Origin of the sequence: Vibrio sp. 1457 (assembly GCF_033340195.1) — a bacterium.
Classification (GTDB): Bacteria; Pseudomonadota; Gammaproteobacteria; order Enterobacterales; family Vibrionaceae; genus Vibrio; species Vibrio alginolyticus.
The window spans coordinates 74,380-89,618 of sequence record NZ_JAWOWA010000003.1; the positions used below are offsets into that span (position 1 = coordinate 74,380).

Consider the following 15,239-nt stretch of genomic DNA (forward strand, 5'->3'; position numbering starts at 1 on the left):
AAAGAAAACCGTTTCCGAGTTATCACATGCACAGCGATCTTTTTTCAGACTTAGTCAATCATGGCTTTTTAGAGACAGAAGCAAACCAACTTATTGAAAATGGTGAGTTGCTCGAACTGCCTACACGCCACATTCTTAATCACCAAGGAGAGTTGAGCTCACACCTTTACTTCATCATTGAGGGGTTATGTCACGCAAGCTATCTCACTGAGCACGGCAAAGAATTCAGTAAAGAATTTTATTGGGAGAAGGACTGGGTTATCGGGTTTGAGAGCATAATAAAGGACCAACCTTCGCCTTACTTATTGGAAACGCTGAGCGCTTGTCAGCTATTTTGCTTGCCAATTGAAACGTTGCATCACTGGCGAGCAGAAAAGCACGCCATTTACTTAAAGCTACTCGAAAACCAACTGGTTAATAAAGAGAATAAAGAACGCTTTATGTTGCTCTACTCTCCAGAGGAACGATATCAATTATTTTGCGCTCATTACCCAGATTTAAAGCAACGTATTACCGATAGTCAAATTGCGGCCTACCTGGGCATTACGCCAATCAGTTTGAGTCGAATCAAAGCACGCTTAACCAAAGATCACACTCTCAAATAAACTCAAAAAAGAAAAAAGCTCTTCAAACGAAGAGCTTTTTCTCTGCTATTTGAGCTATTTAAGAATTCGCGCCCGGAACTGGCGCCCTTTCATCTTGCCGTTACTAATGGTTTGTAGAGCCTTTTTAGCCACAGATTTTTCGACGGCAACATAAGCGCGCACAGGGAACAGGTGAATCTTTCCGACTTGAGAGCCTGGAATACCATTTTTTCCTGTCAAACAACCTAAAATATCACCCGGTCGTACTTTCTGTTTCTTACCGCCATCAATGTTAATCGTCACCATCTTCGCTTGGTATGGCTGCTGATTTGATTTGGCAGGCAATGTTGCTGGTACCACGTCCATCTCTAGGTATTCTTCAATACGAGCTACACGTAAACCGTCTTTCTCACCAAAAAAGCTGAACGCTAAACCTTTACTACCCGCACGACCTGTACGACCAATACGGTGCACATGAACCTCAGGATCGCGCGATAGCTCAAAGTTAAAGACAGCATCAAGATTATCAACGTCCAAACCACGCGCCGCAACGTCTGTTGCAACAAGGATAGACACACTCTTGTTAGCAAACTGCACCAATGCTTGGTCGCGTTCACGCTGCTCTAAGTCCCCATGGATATCAATAACGCAGAATCCTTTGTGATGCAACTCATCTGCGACACTTTGCACTTCTTTTTTGGTATTACAAAAAACAACCGCGGACTCTGGTTGGTGAGTCAGCAGCAAATTCGCCAATGCTTCATCACGCGCTTCCGAGCCTTCAACTTTATAGAAGTACTGCGCAATGCTTGAAGTATCATGCGTCGATTCCACCTTAATCACTTCCGGTGTCTGCATTATACGCTGCGCAATTTGCTCAATTTTTTCTGGAAAAGTAGCACTGAAAAGTAGAGTTTGACGCTGCTTTGGCGCTGCATCGATGATTGCATCTAATGCGTCTTGGAAACCCATGTCCAACATGCGATCAGCTTCATCTAGCACCAAGGTATTCAGTTCGCTAAGATCAATTCGGCCTTTCTCAAGGTGATCCAAAATACGACCAGGAGTACCAACTAGGATATGCGCACCATGCTCTAACGAACCAATTTGTGGCCCCATTGGCATCCCACCGCAGAGAGTAAGCACTTTAATATTATGAATGCCGCGACCTAAAGTACGAATTTCCTTCGCTACTTGATCTGCAAGCTCACGTGTTGGACACAATACTAATGACTGGACACGAAAGCGTTTGACGTTGAGGTTCGATAAAACCCCTAAACCAAATACAGCGGTTTTACCTGAGCCCGTTTTACCCTGCCCGATGACATCACGATGTTTTAGGATTGCAGGCAAGCTCAAAGCTTGAATTGGCGTCATGTGGGTATAGTTCAGGGAATCAAGTGTGGCGAGTAACGCTGGGTTCAGCCCAACTTGATCGAATGTTTGTTTGCTCACGGGGATATCCTCAGGTGAGATGGAAAGAGGGCACATTATCACCAGATTTGGTGGGAAAACCAGTGCTAATTAACCTTTGTTAATGAGTATGAGCTCAAAACAAAGTAAAGTCAGTCACTCTATTCTCATTACGGATAACAACATGCTCACTTGGATTACTTTGCCCTTTGCTCAGCTAACAACCACACAGCTGTATGAAATGATGAAATTGCGTGTGGATGTATTCGTTGTTGAACAAACCTGCCCTTACCCTGAACTTGATGGTAAGGACACACTGGAAGGCGTTTATCATCTAATAGGCTATCACGGTGATGAACTGGTTGCTTGCGCACGATTACTGCCCGCAGGCACCTCGTATGACAATGTGAGTATTGGTCGAGTGGTGACAAAGCAGACCGCGCGAGGCGGTGGCTTAGGCCATAAGTTATTGGACAAGGCCTTGGCACAATGCGAAACATTATGGCCAGGACAGACAATAGATATAGGTGCTCAAGAACACCTCATCCAGTTTTATGCAAGTCATGGATTCAAGGTTATCTCAGAGTGCTATCTTGAAGATGGTATCCCTCATGTGGATATGCGGAAAGAATCCGTAGCGCTATAAGCTTCAATTCGATTGGTTACTATGAAAACTAATCGCTATGAAAAACCGACTAAAAAGACGCGATATTCGCGTCTTTTCATTTGAAGCGTTTACTTGTTACGCCCAAAGGACCCATCCGATAAACGGAAAAACATAACGGACCGCCCGCTTTTTTCCAGCTGTAGCATATCTAACTCGCCTTCGTCACTAAGCTTAAAGCGAATCAACTGTCCCTGCTTTATTTGGCTTAGCGGCTTATCACTGCCTTCTATTTTGACTAGAGCGCTAAGATCCGCCATAGAGAGCTGATTACTTCTGAAAACCTGCGCTAATGTATCACCATTTTTAACCGTGTACTCTTTCCAGTCTTCAGATTTCGGTCCAGAGTTCTGAGAGGTTCTCTGCTGGCTTAAACTCTGCGCGTTCAGCTCAATCGCTACGCGTTGATGATCGACCTCAGTCTGCTCAACTGGCTGGTCTGTTTTATTAGGCAAAGGAATAACAAGGAGTACCAGAATCAATGGCACTAAGACCATCAAAGCACGCTGATGAAATTTAGGCAGGCGCAACCAAAACTGCTTAACAGGCTGTATACGCTCCAACCATTGCTCTTTGTTGAACGGCTGCTTCCAGTCGATAGCAGCGAATTTTTGTTTAACCAACTCGACATAGTCGACTTGCTGCTTTTTCTTTCTGCGACGATTCATTGTAATGAGTCCCTTAATACTTCTACGGCCAGTATAAAAATACCGACGCGGAGAGTATATGTTTTTCACCAAACTAAAATGGAATTGGGATTAAATTAGCAGAAATTTCACTTGGAGTAAGAGATAAGTCACAACCTGGTCGCCTCAATTAAGCATTCAGTCGCAATCATTTAAACCTAAGCTCGAAACTGATATCCTGTTACCTTTATCACTCCTAATAAGAGCGACATTCATGTCTGAAATTAAATTTGAAACTGCAGAACAAAAAGCAAGCTACGGCATTGGTCTGCAAATGGGTCAGCAACTTGCAGGCTCTGGTCTTGAAGGTCTTAGCGTTGATGCTATCGCAGCAGGTATTGCAACAGCACTAACTGGTGACATGCCATCAATCGAAATTGATGAAATCAACAAAGCACTACAAGAACTTCACACTCGTGCAGAAACAGCTCGCCAAGAAGCAGCAAAAATTGCGGCAGCAGAAGGCGAAGCGTTCCTAAAAGACAACGCTCTACGACCTGAAGTTAACGTTCTAGACTCTGGTCTTCAGTACGAAATCATTTCTGAAGGTACTGGTGCAGTTCCTACAGCAGAAAGCTCAGTTCGCGTTCACTACCACGGTGAGCTAACTGACGGTACTGTATTCGATAGCTCTGTATCTCGCGGTCAACCTGCTGAATTCCCTGTTACAGGTGTAATCAAAGGTTGGGTAGAGGCACTACAACTAATGCCTGTTGGCTCTAAGTGGAAGCTATACGTACCACAAGATCTTGCGTACGGTGAGCGTGGCGCTGGTGCGGCTATCCCTCCATTTGCAGCTTTAGTTTTCGAAGTAGAACTATTAGATATTATCTAATTGAAACCATTTTCAATTATGATTAAATAAAACGGCGCACTAGCGCCGTTTTTTTGTCTAAACTGAATAGACTTTCTCACCTCTGAACCTTTCACTCTGATAGCCTTTAAAAATAAAATCACTTTTAAAAAACGCTCAACCTTTGGAGGTACTATGCGTAAAACACTCCTAACTCTAGCACTCCTATCAATCAACATTGGTAGTGCGCACGCATTCTTAGATTCAGTCACTCAAAAAAGTAAAGAAAGTGGCCTGATGGACATGGTCGGCAGCAGCTTGAACACCGAGTCATCTCCATTAACAGACATGCTAACTAGCCAATTACCAGTATCCACTGAGCAAGCAGCCGGAGGCAGTGGTGCGCTACTCGCTTTGGCTCAAAGCCAGCTTTCGCAAGAAAATAGTAGTGAATTACAGTCTTTGATTCCTGGACTTTCAAACTTGCAAGGAGCACAAAGCTTACTAGGAAATATTGAGAATATCAGTGCAGTCAAAAGTGCATTCGATACGTTAGGTTTAGACCCATCTATGATCAGTCAGTTTGCTCCAGTCATCTTGGATTACTTGAACAAGCAAGGCGCTAGCGAAGGGCTTCTAAGTTCGTTGGGCGGGTTGTGGAATACTAGTAAATAAGCGTAAGTGATAATCACTTTTTAAATTGCCAGTCTGCATGGGTTGAAATAAATGCAGGCTGGATATAAAGGTTTACTGAATTACAGATACAAAAAAGCCGAGCTAATGCTCGGCTTTCTCGTTCTTACGAACTGATTACTCAGCAGCTTCTTCAGCAGCTGGGCGATCTACAAGCTCAATGTAAGCCATTGGAGCTTTATCACCAGCACGGAAGCCAGCTTTTAGGATACGAGTGTAACCGCCCTGACGAGCAGCAAAACGTGGACCTAGTTCGTTAAATAGTTTTGCAACTACTTCGTTGTCACGAGTACGTGCAAATGCTAGACGACGGTTAGCAACACTGTCAGTCTTAGCTAGTGTAATCAAAGGCTCAACTACGCGACGTAGCTCTTTTGCTTTTGGCAAAGTAGTCTTGATAACTTCATGACGTACTAGAGAGCTAGCCATGTTGCTGAACATCGCTTTGCGATGTGAGCTGTTGCGGTTGAGTTGACGACCACTCTTACGATGGCGCATGACCTAATCCTTCTAACTAGTATCGATTAATCTTCAGCGATTGATGCAGGTGGCCAGTTTTCTAGGCGCATGCCCAGAGACAGACCACGTGACGCAAGTACGTCTTTAATCTCAGTAAGAGATTTTTTACCAAGGTTAGGCGTTTTAAGTAGCTCAACCTCAGTACGTTGTACTAGATCACCGATGTAGTGAATCGCTTCTGCTTTCAGACAGTTAGCAGAGCGAACTGTTAGTTCAAGATCGTCTACAGGACGCAGTAGGATCGGATCGAATTCTGGCTTCTCTTCCTTCTCCTCAGGAACTCGTACATCACGAAGATCTACGAATGCATCCAATTGTTCAGCTAGGATTGTAGCTGCACGACGGATTGCTTCCTCAGGTTCTAGAGTACCGTTTGTTTCCATATCGATAACAAGCTTGTCTAGATCAGTACGCTGTTCTACACGAGCAGCTTCTACAGCGTAGGCAATTTTGTCTACTGGGCTGTAAGTAGCATCTACTAGTAGGCGACCGATAGGACGCTCGTCTTCTTCGTTATGGATACGCGCAGAAGCTGGAACATAACCACGACCACGTTCAACTTTGATACGCATTGCGATCTCAGCGTTGTCATCCGTTAGGTGACAAATTACGTGTTCAGGGTTAGCGATCTCTACATCACCATCATGGGTGATGTCACCTGCAACCACAGGGCCCGAGCCTGATTTGTTCAAAGTAATGAACACTTCATCTTTGCCTTCGGCAACGCGCACAGCCAAACCTTTAAGGTTTAGAAGAATTTCAAGAATATCTTCTTGAACGCCTTCTTTCGTGCTGTACTCATGAAGTACGCCTTCAATTTCTACTTCTGTTACAGCACAACCTGGCATAGAAGATAGAAGGATGCGGCGAAGTGCATTACCCAGAGTATGACCAAAGCCACGCTCTAATGGCTCAAGAGTTACTTTTGCGTGAGTCGAGCTGATTTGTTCGATGTCAACTAGACGTGGCTTAAGAAATTCTGTTACAGAACCCTGCATTGTGTCCTCTCTTTAGTTTAAACCTTACTTAGAGTAAAGCTCGACGATCAATTGTTCGTTGATGTCAGCTGATAGATCAGAACGCTCAGGCATACGCTTGAATGTACCTTCCATCTTGCCACCATCTACTTCAATCCAAGTTGGTTTTTCACGTTGTTCAGCAACTTCTAGAGCTGCTTTGATACGAGCTTGCTGTTTAGCTTTCTCGCGAATAGAAACAACGTCATTAGCCGCTACTTTGAAAGAAGGAACGTTTACAACTTTACCGTTTACTAGGATAGCTTTGTGGCTAACTAGCTGACGTGCTTCTGCGCGAGTTGCGCCAAAGCCCATGCGGTAAACTACGTTATCAAGACGACCTTCAAGAAGCTGAAGTAGGTTTTCACCAGTGTTGCCTTTTAGGCGAGCAGCTTCTTTGTAGTAGTTACGGAATTGTTTTTCTAGAACGCCGTACATACGACGTACTTTTTGCTTCTCACGAAGCTGAACGCCATACTCAGATAGACGACCGCGACGAGCGCCGTGTACACCTGGTGCGTTATCAATTTTACACTTGGTATCGATCGCGCGAACACCAGACTTAAGGAATAAGTCAGTGCCTTCACGACGGCTAAGCTTCAGCTTAGGACCCAAATATCTTGCCATGATTCTTCTCCAATTGTCCTAGAAACGTTATACGCGACGTTTCTTAGGTGGACGACAACCGTTATGAGGGATTGGTGTAGCATCAACGATGTTTGTGATGCGGAAACCAGCGGCGTTTAGTGCACGAACAGTAGATTCGCGACCTGGACCAGGACCCTTAACCATAACTTCCAAGTTCTTTAGGCCGTATTCTTTAGCCATTTCAGCACAACGCTCAGCAGCAACCTGTGCAGCGAACGGAGTAGACTTACGAGAACCACGGAAACCAGAACCACCTGCAGTAGCCCATGCAAGAGCGTTACCTTGACGGTCAGTAATGGTTACGATTGTGTTATTGAAAGAAGCATGGATGTGCGCAACGCCATCTGCAACTTGCTTGCGTACGCGCTTACGAGCGCGAGTTGGTTGTTTAGCCATTGTACTCTACCTTCCCGATTATTTCTTGATCGGCTTACGCGGACCCTTGCGGGTGCGAGCGTTGGTTTTAGTACGCTGTCCACGTAGTGGTAGACTGCGACGATGACGAAGACCACGGTAACAGCCAAGGTCCATAAGACGCTTGATGTTCATAGATACTTCACGACGTAGATCACCTTCTACAGTGTACTTAGCTACACCATCACGCAGTTGATCGATCTGCTCTTCAGTTAGTTCACTGATCTTAACATTTTCAGCAATACCCACTTCAGCTAGGATAGCTTGAGAGCGAGTTTTACCGATGCCGTAGATCGCTGTTAGAGCGATTACTGCATGTTTCTGATCAGGAATGTTAATGCCTGCTATACGGGCCATTATTCACTCCTAAGTGTTTCTATAAAAGAATTAGCCGCAGCAAAGCCCGTTATGGATACGCTGCGGAATACTACTTCTTTTGCACGCAAAAGGTAGGCCGAGGAATATACTCGACCCAACCTTCATTTTCAAGTAAAAATTTCTGCTAATTAGCCTTGGCGCTGTTTGTGCTTTGGCTCACTGCAAATCACGCGAACGACACCGTTACGCTTGATTACTTTACAGTTACGGCAGATTTTTTTAACGGAAGCACGAACTTTCATTGCTAAACTCCGTAAATGAAACTGAGTCTACCGCCGGATTAACGGCCGTAGCCTTTCAGATTCGCTTTCTTCAACACAGAATCATACTGTTGAGACATCAGATGAGTCTGTACCTGTGCCATAAAGTCCATAATTACAACAACTACGATTAGTAGCGATGTACCGCCGAAGTAGAAACGTACGTTCCACGCGACCATCATGAACTCGGGAATCAGACAGATAAAGGTAATGTACAGTGCACCAGCAAGGGTTAAACGTGTCATTACTTTATCAATGTATTTCGCTGTCTGCTCACCTGGGCGGATACCGGGTACGAATGCACCAGACTTCTTCAAGTTATCTGCTGTTTCACGCGGGTTGAAAACCAACGCCGTGTAGAAGAAACAGAAGAAGATAATTGCTGCTGCATAAAGCATTACATACAACGGTTGACCAGGGCTAAGAGCCAAAGACACGTCAGTTAACCAACCGAACGCGCTGCTCTCACCGTTTTGACCAAACCACTGAGCCAATGTTCCTGGGAACAAGATAATACTTGATGCAAAAATCGCTGGAATTACACCTGCCATGTTAATTTTAAGAGGCAAGTGCGAGCTTTGCGCAGCAAACACTTTACGACCTTGTTGACGTTTCGCATAGTTAACGACGATTCGGCGTTGACCACGTTCCATGAAAACAACGAAGTAAATTACTGCAAAAGCTAATACCGCGATTAGCAACAGAAGAAGTACATGCAATTCACCTTGACGCGCTTGCTCGATTGTTTGACCGATTGCAGAAGGCAATCCAGCAACAATACCTGCAAAAATCAGTATCGAAATACCGTTACCAATTCCGCGCTCTGTAATTTGTTCACCTAACCACATCAAGAACATGGTACCGGTTACTAAACTTACGGTAGCAATTAGCGTAAACATGGTTTGGTTGATAACAACCAGATTGTCGACCATGTTTGGTAGGCCAGTTGCAATACCTATAGCTTGGAAGGTTGCAAGTACAAGCGTGCCGTAGCGTGTGTATTGGCTTATCTTACGACGGCCTGCTTCACCCTCTTTTTTGAGTTCAGCTAACGCTGGATGAACTACAGTTAGCAATTGGACAACAATAGATGCCGAAATATACGGCATGATGCCCAATGCTAATATAGATGCACGCTCAAGAGCACCACCGGAGAACATGTTAAACATTTCAACGATGGTACCTTTTTGCTGTTCGAACAAATCGGCAAGTACAGCAGCGTCAATACCAGGAATCGGCACAAAAGAGCCGGCTCGGAATACTAAAAGTGCACCAATTACGAATAACAAGCGCGACTTTAGTTCACTTAAGCCGCTCTGAGCACTACGAAAATCTTGTCCTGGTTTCTTAGCCATCTGTACCTCGTTCCTCGAGATTATTCCTCGATTTTACCGCCTGCAGCTTCGATTGCAGCTTTAGCGCCTTTAGTCACACGTAGACCTTTAACAGTCACTGCTTTGTTGATTTCACCAGAAAGAACAACTTTTACAAATTCGATGTTCTTAGTGATGATGTTAGCAGCTTTAAGACTGTTTAGATCAACTACGTCACCAGAAACTTTCGCTAGCTCAGCTAGACGAACTTCAGCAGACACTAGGCTCTTACGAGAAGTGAAACCGAATTTTGGTAGACGTTGTTTCAGAGGCATCTGACCGCCTTCGAAACCTGGACGAACACTGCCGCCAGAACGTGATTTTTGACCTTTGTGACCACGGCCACCAGTTTTACCTAGGCCTGAACCGATACCACGACCTACTCGCTTCGCAGAAGTTTTCGCGCCAGCAGCCGGTGCTAGAGTATTCAAACGCATTCTGATTACTCCTCAACTTTAACCATGTAGTAAACCTTGTTGATCATACCGCGAATACACGGAGTATCTTCAAGTTCTACTGTGTGGTTGATTTTACGAAGACCTAGACCGCGCAAAGTAGCTTTGTGCTTTGGCAGACGACCAATTGAGCTTTTAGTTTGAGTTACTTTAATAGTTGCCATGGTGTTCTTACTCCGAAATAGATTCAACAGTTAGACCACGTTTAGCAGCAACCATTTCTGGTGACTTCATGCTACCTAGTGCATCGATCGTTGCACGAACGATGTTGATAGGGTTCGTAGAACCGTACGCTTTAGATAGTACGTTGTGTACACCAGCAACTTCTAGTACTGCACGCATCGCACCACCTGCGATAACACCAGTACCTTCTGCAGCAGGCTGCATGTAAACTTTAGAGCCCGAATGGCGACCTTTCACTGGGTGGTGAAGAGTGCCTTCGTTTAGAGCGATCGTAGTCATGTTACGACGCGCTTTTTCCATTGCTTTTTGAATCGCTGCAGGTACTTCACGAGCTTTGCCGTAACCGAAACCTACACGACCGTTACCGTCACCAACTACTGTTAGTGCAGTGAAGCTCATGATTCGACCACCTTTAACCGTTTTAGAAACACGGTTAACTGCGATTAGCTTTTCTTGCAAATCATTCGCTTGAACTTGTTGTTCTTTAGCCATCTTCCAACCCTACCTTAGAATTTCAGACCAGCTTCGCGAGCAGATTCTGCTAGCGCCGCTACTCGACCGTGGTATTGGAAACCAGAACGATCAAATGCAACTGCAGTTACGCCCTTCTCTAGAGCGCGCTCAGCAATAGCTTTACCCACTGCTTTAGCTGCATCAACGTTACCAGTGTATTTCACTTGCTCACGGATCGCTTTTTCTACAGTAGAAGCTGCTGCGATAACCTCAGAGCCGTTAGCCGCGATAACCTGTGCGTACACGTGACGAGGAGTACGGTGTACAACTAGGCGAGTCGCACCCAGTTCTGCAATCTTACGACGTGCACGTGTAGCACGACGGATGCGAGATGCTTTCTTATCCATAGTGTTACCTTACTTCTTCTTAGCTTCTTTAGTACGCACATTTTCATCTGCGTAACGAACACCTTTGCCTTTGTATGGCTCAGGCTCACGGTAAGAACGAATGTCAGCCGCAACTTGACCAACTAGTTGCTTGTCAGCACCAGTGATCACGATTTCAGTTTGGCTTGGACATTCAGCTTTAATACCCGCTGGCAACTCGTGCTCAACTGGGTGTGAGAAGCCTAGTGTTAGACCTACAGCGTTGCCTTTGATAGCAGCACGGTAACCTACACCTTTAAGAGTTAGCTTCTTAGTAAAGCCTTCAGTAACACCAACAACCATGTTGTTAACTAGAGCGCGAGCAGTACCTGCTTGAGCCCATGCGTTAGCAACACCTTCTTTAGGACCGAAAGTCAGGTTATTTTCTTCCTGAGCGATTACAACTGCGTTGTTAAGAACGCGAGTTAGTTCGCCTTTCGCACCTTTTACAGTGATTTCTTGGCCGTTTAGTTTCACCTCTACGCCAGCTGGAATAGCGACAGGTGCTTTTGCAACACGAGACATAGTCTACTCCTTATTAAGCTACGTAAGCGATGATTTCACCACCAAGACCTGCTTTACGTGCAGCGCGGTCTGACATAAGACCCTTGGAAGTAGAAACGATAGCAATACCAAGACCACCCATTACAGAAGGAAGTTCATCTTTCTTCTTGTAAACACGTAGACCTGGACGAGAAACACGTTTAAGTTGCTCGATTACTGGTTTAGCTTGGAAGTACTTAAGTGTAACTTCTAGCTCAGGTTTTGCTTCGCCTTCAACAGCGAAGTCAACGATGTAACCTTCAGCTTTTAGTAGTGCAGCAATTGCAACTTTAAGCTTTGAAGAAGGCATTTTTACAGCAACTTTGTTTGCTGCCTGACCGTTACGAACGCGGGTCAGCATATCCGAAATCGGATCTTGCATGCTCATATGATTTACTCCAAATGATTAAGTGGCAATTACCAGCTAGCCTTACGAAGACCCGGAATCTCGCCTTTCATGCAAGCTTCACGAACCTTAATACGGCTTAGACCGAACTTACGTAGGTAACCGTGTGGACGACCAGTTTGGTTGCAACGGTTGCGCTGACGTGATGCACTTGAATCACGTGGAAGAGATTGCAGTGTAAGAACCGCGTTCCAACGATCTTCTTCAGATGCGTTTACATCGCTGATGATAGCTTTTAGCGCTGCACGCTTTTCAGCGAACTTAGCTACTAGCTTCGCACGTTTTGCTTCACGTGCTTTCATTGAATTTTTAGCCATAACAGTAACCCTTCACCTTACTTACGGAATGGGAAGTTAAAGGCAGCCAGCAGAGCACGGCCTTCCTCATCAGTACCAGCAGACGTCGTAATAGTGATGTCTAGACCGCGTACTCGATCAACTTTATCAAAGTCGATTTCCGGGAAGATGATTTGCTCGCGAACGCCCATGCTGTAGTTACCGCGACCGTCAAAAGACTTAGCGCTAACACCACGGAAGTCACGTACACGTGGAAGAGCGATGTTAATTAAACGCTCAAGAAAATCCCACATACGTTCGCCACGCAAGGTTACTTTACAACCGATAGGGTAGCCTTCACGGATTTTGAAACCTGCAACAGATTTGCGCGCTTTTGTGATAAGTGGCTTTTGACCAGAGATCGTTGCCATATCAGACGCTGCATTTTCTAGCAGTTTCTTATCGTTGATTGCTTCACCAACACCCATGTTTAGGGTGATTTTCTCGATTCTAGGGACTTGCATGACGCTTGTGTAACCGAACTGTTTGGTCAGTTCAGCGACTACAGACGACTTGTAGTAATCATGCAGTTTCGCCATAGTAGAACTCCAAATTACTTCTATTAGTTAGAAACGGTTTCGCCGTTAGACTTGAAGAAACGAACTTTTTTGCCGTCTTCAAAACGGAAACCGATACGGTCAGCTTTACCAGTAGCTGCGTTAAAGATAGCCACGTTAGAAACGTCGATAGCTGCTTCTTGCTCTACGATACCGCCTTGGATACCCATAGCTGGAACAGGTTTCTGATGTTTCTTAACTAGGTTGATACCTTCAACGATAACTTTACCAGTTGCTAGAACCTTAGTTACTTTACCTTTCTTGCCTTTGTCTTTACCAGCAAGAACGATTACTTCGTCATTACGACGGATTTTAGCTGCCATTTCTACGTGCTCCTTACAGAACTTCTGGAGCCAGTGAAACGATCTTCATGAACTTATCGCCACGAAGTTCGCGTGTCACAGGACCAAAGATACGTGTACCGATTGGTTGCTCAGTATTGTCGTTTAGCAATACGCAAGCATTTCGGTCGAAGCGAATGACAGAACCGTCAGGACGACGTACGCCTTTACGGGTGCGCACTACCACCGCCTTCAGAACATCACCTTTTTTAACTTTACCGCGAGGGATTGCTTCCTTCACAGTAACTTTGATGACGTCACCGATATGTGCATAACGGCGGTGAGAGCCACCCAGAACCTTAATACACATTACGCTGCGTGCGCCTGAGTTATCAGCTGCGTCCAGCATACTTTGCATTTGGATCATGTTAGTGCTCCGCTAAATATTAATAACTAGACCCATCACGGGTCGGGCTGCCTCTTTAAAAGGGACGCGAATTGTACCACCCTTTTTTGTGATTGGGTAGTCAAAAAATAAACGGCTCCAAAAATATTTTGGAGCCGCTTTAGTTTCATAGAATTAACGAGATTAAATCTTCGCCTTTTCTAGAACTTTTACCAAAGTCCAAGACTTAGTCTTAGACAGTGGACGACACTCTGCGATTTCAACTGTGTCGCCTAGGCCACACTCGTTGTTCTCGTCATGTGCGTGTACTTTAGTCGTACGTTTTACGTATTTACCGTAGATTGGGTGTTTTACGAAACGTTCGATAGCAACAGTGATAGACTTGTCCATCTTGTCGCTAACAACACGACCTTGTTGAGTACGTTTTACTTCGCTCATTATGCGCCTGCCTTCTCAGTCAAAACAGTTTTCACACGTGCGATATCACGGCGTACAGCTTTCAGAGTATGAGTTTGCTGTAGTTGACCAGTCGCAGCTTGCATGCGCAAGTTGAACTGTTCGCGTAGCAAATTCATTAGCTCAGCGTTAAGCTCTTCAACGCTTTTCTCGCGTAGATCTTGTGCTTTCATCACATCACCTGCTTAGTTACAAATGTAGTTTTGAAAGGCAGTTTACGTGCCGCAAGACGGAACGCTTCACGTGCCAATTCTTCAGGTACACCACCCATTTCGTACATAACCTTACCAGGTTGGATTTGGGCTACCCAGTACTCAACGTTACCTTTACCCTTACCTTGACGAACTTCAAGTGGTTTTTCTGTGATTGGTTTGTCTGGGAACACACGGATCCAGATTTTACCTTGACGCTTAACGTGACGTGTCATTGCACGACGTGCCGCTTCGATTTGACGAGCAGTTAGACGACCACGGCCAACAGCTTTAAGACCGAATTCGCCGAAGCTTACATCAGTACCTTTAGCTAGACCACGGTTACGACCAGTCTGAACCTTACGGAACTTAGTACGTTTAGGTTGTAGCATCTGTCGACTCCTTACTTACGGCCTTTACGCTGCTTCTTAGGCTTGTCGCCTTTAGGCTCTACAGCGTTAGCTGCTGGCATACCACCTAGGATTTCACCTTTGAAGATCCAAGTTTTAATGCCGATCACACCGTATTGAGTGTGAGCCGAAGAAGTTGCGTAATCAATGTCAGCACGTAGAGTGTGTAGAGGCACACGGCCTTCACGGTACCACTCTGAACGTGCGATTTCAGCGCCGCCTAGACGACCGCTTACTTCCACTTTGATACCTTTAGCGCCTAGGCGCATTGCGTTTTGTACTGCGCGCTTCATAGCACGACGGAACATAACACGACGCTCTAGCTGAGACGCGATGCTGTCACCAACAAGTTGCGCATCTAGTTCAGGCTTACGTACTTCAGCGATGTTAATTTGCGCTGGTACACCTGCAATTTTAGCTACAGCTGCGCGTAGCTTCTCAACGTCTTCACCTTTCTTACCGATAACAACGCCTGGACGAGCAGTGTGAATAGTCACACGGATGCTCTTAGCAGGACGCTCGATAACGATACGTGATAGAGACGCTTTTTTCAGTTCACTTGTAAGGAACTGACGTACCTTGAAGTCGCCGTCTAGGTTGTCAGCGAAATCTTTGGTGTTAGCAAACCATGTAGCATTCCAAGGCTTAACGATGCCTAGACGAATACCATTTGGATGTACTTTTTGACCCATTGCTT

Annotated in this window: 27 protein-coding genes; 4 read left to right on the forward strand and 23 right to left on the reverse strand. The window is 45.2% G+C overall.

Annotated elements, in window-relative coordinates; translation table 11 throughout:
* The first annotated feature begins 26 nt into the window (after positions 1-26).
* Positions 27-605, forward strand: a complete 579-nt coding sequence (locus R7Z41_RS03935; RefSeq protein ID WP_033906009.1) for a Crp/Fnr family transcriptional regulator — start codon at positions 27-29, stop codon at positions 603-605.
* Between the two features lie 54 nt (positions 606-659).
* On the opposite strand, the gene dbpA is transcribed toward R7Z41_RS03935, so the two are convergent.
* Complete coding sequence (dbpA, locus tag R7Z41_RS03940; RefSeq protein ID WP_213916451.1) at positions 660-2,039, reverse strand: ATP-dependent RNA helicase DbpA; 1,380 nt, start codon at positions 2,037-2,039, stop codon at positions 660-662.
* A 142-nt stretch (positions 2,040-2,181) separates the two neighbouring features.
* Here dbpA and R7Z41_RS03945 point away from each other — a divergent pair, with 142 nt between their 5' ends.
* Positions 2,182-2,643, forward strand: coding sequence for a GNAT family N-acetyltransferase (locus R7Z41_RS03945; protein WP_033906124.1), 462 nt, complete (start codon positions 2,182-2,184; stop codon positions 2,641-2,643).
* A gap of 89 nt (positions 2,644-2,732) precedes the next feature.
* On the opposite strand, the gene R7Z41_RS03950 is transcribed toward R7Z41_RS03945, so the two are convergent.
* Complete coding sequence (locus tag R7Z41_RS03950; RefSeq protein WP_033906006.1) at positions 2,733-3,329, reverse strand: LysM-like peptidoglycan-binding domain-containing protein; 597 nt, start codon at positions 3,327-3,329, stop codon at positions 2,733-2,735.
* 232 nt (positions 3,330-3,561) lie between these two features.
* Between R7Z41_RS03950 and R7Z41_RS03955 the strand changes: the two genes are divergently transcribed.
* Positions 3,562-4,182: an FKBP-type peptidyl-prolyl cis-trans isomerase gene (locus R7Z41_RS03955; protein ID WP_005383137.1), complete on the forward strand. Its 621-nt coding sequence runs from the start codon at positions 3,562-3,564 to the stop codon at positions 4,180-4,182.
* Between the two features lie 153 nt (positions 4,183-4,335).
* Positions 4,336-4,815, forward strand: a complete 480-nt coding sequence (locus tag R7Z41_RS03960) for a DUF2780 domain-containing protein (protein WP_017820297.1) — start codon at positions 4,336-4,338, stop codon at positions 4,813-4,815.
* A 135-nt stretch (positions 4,816-4,950) separates the two neighbouring features.
* Here the strand turns inward: R7Z41_RS03960 and rplQ are convergent, their stop codons facing one another.
* From rplQ to rpsC, 21 genes are all read right to left on the reverse strand, one after another.
* Positions 4,951-5,331, reverse strand: a complete 381-nt coding sequence (rplQ, locus tag R7Z41_RS03965) for a 50S ribosomal protein L17 (RefSeq protein WP_005383141.1) — start codon at positions 5,329-5,331, stop codon at positions 4,951-4,953.
* Between the two features lie 26 nt (positions 5,332-5,357).
* Entirely contained in the window at positions 5,358-6,350 is a 993-nt protein-coding gene (locus R7Z41_RS03970; RefSeq protein ID WP_005383143.1) for a DNA-directed RNA polymerase subunit alpha, read from the reverse strand.
* Positions 6,351-6,374: 24 nt separating this feature from the next.
* Complete coding sequence (gene rpsD / locus R7Z41_RS03975; protein ID WP_005383146.1) at positions 6,375-6,995, reverse strand: 30S ribosomal protein S4; 621 nt, start codon at positions 6,993-6,995, stop codon at positions 6,375-6,377.
* Positions 6,996-7,022: 27 nt separating this feature from the next.
* The gene (gene rpsK, locus R7Z41_RS03980) at positions 7,023-7,412 is read right to left on the reverse strand and encodes a 30S ribosomal protein S11 (RefSeq protein WP_001118870.1); all 390 of its coding nucleotides are present in this window, start codon (positions 7,410-7,412) and stop codon (positions 7,023-7,025) included.
* A gap of 18 nt (positions 7,413-7,430) precedes the next feature.
* Entirely contained in the window at positions 7,431-7,787 is a 357-nt protein-coding gene (rpsM, locus tag R7Z41_RS03985) for a 30S ribosomal protein S13 (protein WP_005383154.1), read from the reverse strand.
* Positions 7,788-7,936: 149 nt separating this feature from the next.
* Positions 7,937-8,050: a 50S ribosomal protein L36 gene (gene rpmJ, locus R7Z41_RS03990; protein WP_000868186.1), complete on the reverse strand. Its 114-nt coding sequence runs from the start codon at positions 8,048-8,050 to the stop codon at positions 7,937-7,939.
* A gap of 38 nt (positions 8,051-8,088) precedes the next feature.
* A complete protein-coding gene (secY, locus tag R7Z41_RS03995) occupies positions 8,089-9,423 on the reverse strand; it encodes a preprotein translocase subunit SecY (protein WP_005379562.1) in 1,335 nt (444 codons plus the stop codon).
* Positions 9,424-9,443: 20 nt separating this feature from the next.
* Positions 9,444-9,878, reverse strand: coding sequence for a 50S ribosomal protein L15 (gene rplO / locus R7Z41_RS04000; protein ID WP_005383155.1), 435 nt, complete (start codon positions 9,876-9,878; stop codon positions 9,444-9,446).
* A gap of 5 nt (positions 9,879-9,883) precedes the next feature.
* Positions 9,884-10,060 (reverse strand): 50S ribosomal protein L30, encoded by a 177-nt coding sequence (gene rpmD, locus R7Z41_RS04005; RefSeq protein ID WP_005379565.1) that lies wholly within the window; start codon positions 10,058-10,060, stop codon positions 9,884-9,886.
* Between the two features lie 7 nt (positions 10,061-10,067).
* A complete protein-coding gene (rpsE, locus tag R7Z41_RS04010; protein WP_004745894.1) occupies positions 10,068-10,571 on the reverse strand; it encodes a 30S ribosomal protein S5 in 504 nt (167 codons plus the stop codon).
* A 14-nt stretch (positions 10,572-10,585) separates the two neighbouring features.
* A complete protein-coding gene (gene rplR / locus R7Z41_RS04015; RefSeq protein WP_005379568.1) occupies positions 10,586-10,939 on the reverse strand; it encodes a 50S ribosomal protein L18 in 354 nt (117 codons plus the stop codon).
* Positions 10,940-10,948: 9 nt separating this feature from the next.
* Positions 10,949-11,482, reverse strand: a complete 534-nt coding sequence (gene rplF / locus R7Z41_RS04020; RefSeq protein ID WP_005379570.1) for a 50S ribosomal protein L6 — start codon at positions 11,480-11,482, stop codon at positions 10,949-10,951.
* Positions 11,483-11,495: 13 nt separating this feature from the next.
* Positions 11,496-11,888: a 30S ribosomal protein S8 gene (gene rpsH, locus R7Z41_RS04025; RefSeq protein WP_005379572.1), complete on the reverse strand. Its 393-nt coding sequence runs from the start codon at positions 11,886-11,888 to the stop codon at positions 11,496-11,498.
* Positions 11,889-11,917: 29 nt separating this feature from the next.
* A complete protein-coding gene (gene rpsN / locus R7Z41_RS04030) occupies positions 11,918-12,223 on the reverse strand; it encodes a 30S ribosomal protein S14 (RefSeq protein WP_004410442.1) in 306 nt (101 codons plus the stop codon).
* A gap of 17 nt (positions 12,224-12,240) precedes the next feature.
* Positions 12,241-12,780, reverse strand: coding sequence for a 50S ribosomal protein L5 (gene rplE, locus R7Z41_RS04035; protein WP_005379573.1), 540 nt, complete (start codon positions 12,778-12,780; stop codon positions 12,241-12,243).
* Positions 12,781-12,803: 23 nt separating this feature from the next.
* On the reverse strand, positions 12,804-13,121 hold the full coding sequence (gene rplX / locus R7Z41_RS04040) for a 50S ribosomal protein L24 (protein ID WP_005379574.1): 318 nt from the start codon (positions 13,119-13,121) through the stop codon (positions 12,804-12,806).
* A 13-nt stretch (positions 13,122-13,134) separates the two neighbouring features.
* Positions 13,135-13,506, reverse strand: a complete 372-nt coding sequence (gene rplN / locus R7Z41_RS04045; protein ID WP_004410450.1) for a 50S ribosomal protein L14 — start codon at positions 13,504-13,506, stop codon at positions 13,135-13,137.
* Between the two features lie 162 nt (positions 13,507-13,668).
* Positions 13,669-13,923 carry a 30S ribosomal protein S17 gene (gene rpsQ, locus R7Z41_RS04050; protein ID WP_005379575.1) on the reverse strand — a complete coding sequence of 85 codons (255 nt, stop codon included), beginning with the start codon at positions 13,921-13,923 and terminating at the stop codon, positions 13,669-13,671.
* The gene (gene rpmC / locus R7Z41_RS04055) at positions 13,923-14,114 is read right to left on the reverse strand and encodes a 50S ribosomal protein L29 (protein ID WP_005379576.1); all 192 of its coding nucleotides are present in this window, start codon (positions 14,112-14,114) and stop codon (positions 13,923-13,925) included. Before rpmC ends, rpsQ begins: the two co-directional genes overlap by 1 nt.
* Positions 14,114-14,524 (reverse strand): 50S ribosomal protein L16, encoded by a 411-nt coding sequence (gene rplP / locus R7Z41_RS04060; RefSeq protein WP_005379577.1) that lies wholly within the window; start codon positions 14,522-14,524, stop codon positions 14,114-14,116. Before rplP ends, rpmC begins: the two co-directional genes overlap by 1 nt.
* 11 nt (positions 14,525-14,535) lie before the next feature.
* Positions 14,536-15,234, reverse strand: a complete 699-nt coding sequence (rpsC, locus tag R7Z41_RS04065; protein WP_005383161.1) for a 30S ribosomal protein S3 — start codon at positions 15,232-15,234, stop codon at positions 14,536-14,538.
* Positions 15,235-15,239 lie beyond the last annotated feature (5 nt).

Coding starts and splice junctions, on each gene's coding strand:
- rplR (WP_005379568.1), bottom strand. CDS start 10,939: ATGGATAAGAAAGCATCTCGCATCCGTCGTGCTACACGTGCACGTCGT.
- rpmD (WP_005379565.1), bottom strand. CDS start 10,060: ATGGCAACTATTAAAGTAACTCAAACTAAAAGCTCAATTGGTCGTCTG.
- rplE (WP_005379573.1), bottom strand. CDS start 12,780: ATGGCGAAACTGCATGATTACTACAAGTCGTCTGTAGTCGCTGAACTG.
- rpsN (WP_004410442.1), bottom strand. CDS start 12,223: ATGGCTAAAAATTCAATGAAAGCACGTGAAGCAAAACGTGCGAAGCTA.
- rpsE (WP_004745894.1), bottom strand. CDS start 10,571: ATGGCTAAAGAACAACAAGTTCAAGCGAATGATTTGCAAGAAAAGCTA.
- rpsQ (WP_005379575.1), bottom strand. CDS start 13,923: ATGAGCGAAGTAAAACGTACTCAACAAGGTCGTGTTGTTAGCGACAAG.
- rpmC (WP_005379576.1), bottom strand. CDS start 14,114: ATGAAAGCACAAGATCTACGCGAGAAAAGCGTTGAAGAGCTTAACGCT.
- rpsC (WP_005383161.1), bottom strand. CDS start 15,234: ATGGGTCAAAAAGTACATCCAAATGGTATTCGTCTAGGCATCGTTAAG.
- rpsK (WP_001118870.1), bottom strand. CDS start 7,412: ATGGCTAAACAACCAACTCGCGCTCGTAAGCGCGTACGCAAGCAAGTT.
- rpmJ (WP_000868186.1), bottom strand. CDS start 8,050: ATGAAAGTTCGTGCTTCCGTTAAAAAAATCTGCCGTAACTGTAAAGTA.
- rplQ (WP_005383141.1), bottom strand. CDS start 5,331: ATGCGCCATCGTAAGAGTGGTCGTCAACTCAACCGCAACAGCTCACAT.
- rplN (WP_004410450.1), bottom strand. CDS start 13,506: ATGATCCAAATGCAAAGTATGCTGGACGCAGCTGATAACTCAGGCGCA.
- R7Z41_RS03955 (WP_005383137.1), top strand. CDS start 3,562: ATGTCTGAAATTAAATTTGAAACTGCAGAACAAAAAGCAAGCTACGGC.
- R7Z41_RS03945 (WP_033906124.1), top strand. CDS start 2,182: ATGCTCACTTGGATTACTTTGCCCTTTGCTCAGCTAACAACCACACAG.
- rplO (WP_005383155.1), bottom strand. CDS start 9,878: ATGCGTTTGAATACTCTAGCACCGGCTGCTGGCGCGAAAACTTCTGCG.
- R7Z41_RS03935 (WP_033906009.1), top strand. CDS start 27: ATGCACAGCGATCTTTTTTCAGACTTAGTCAATCATGGCTTTTTAGAG.
- rplX (WP_005379574.1), bottom strand. CDS start 13,121: ATGGCAGCTAAAATCCGTCGTAATGACGAAGTAATCGTTCTTGCTGGT.
- R7Z41_RS03950 (WP_033906006.1), bottom strand. CDS start 3,329: ATGAATCGTCGCAGAAAGAAAAAGCAGCAAGTCGACTATGTCGAGTTG.
- rplF (WP_005379570.1), bottom strand. CDS start 11,482: ATGTCTCGTGTTGCAAAAGCACCTGTCGCTATTCCAGCTGGCGTAGAG.
- rplP (WP_005379577.1), bottom strand. CDS start 14,524: ATGCTACAACCTAAACGTACTAAGTTCCGTAAGGTTCAGACTGGTCGT.
- R7Z41_RS03970 (WP_005383143.1), bottom strand. CDS start 6,350: ATGCAGGGTTCTGTAACAGAATTTCTTAAGCCACGTCTAGTTGACATC.
- rpsD (WP_005383146.1), bottom strand. CDS start 6,995: ATGGCAAGATATTTGGGTCCTAAGCTGAAGCTTAGCCGTCGTGAAGGC.
- rpsM (WP_005383154.1), bottom strand. CDS start 7,787: ATGGCCCGTATAGCAGGCATTAACATTCCTGATCAGAAACATGCAGTA.
- secY (WP_005379562.1), bottom strand. CDS start 9,423: ATGGCTAAGAAACCAGGACAAGATTTTCGTAGTGCTCAGAGCGGCTTA.
- R7Z41_RS03960 (WP_017820297.1), top strand. CDS start 4,336: ATGCGTAAAACACTCCTAACTCTAGCACTCCTATCAATCAACATTGGT.
- rpsH (WP_005379572.1), bottom strand. CDS start 11,888: ATGAGCATGCAAGATCCGATTTCGGATATGCTGACCCGCGTTCGTAAC.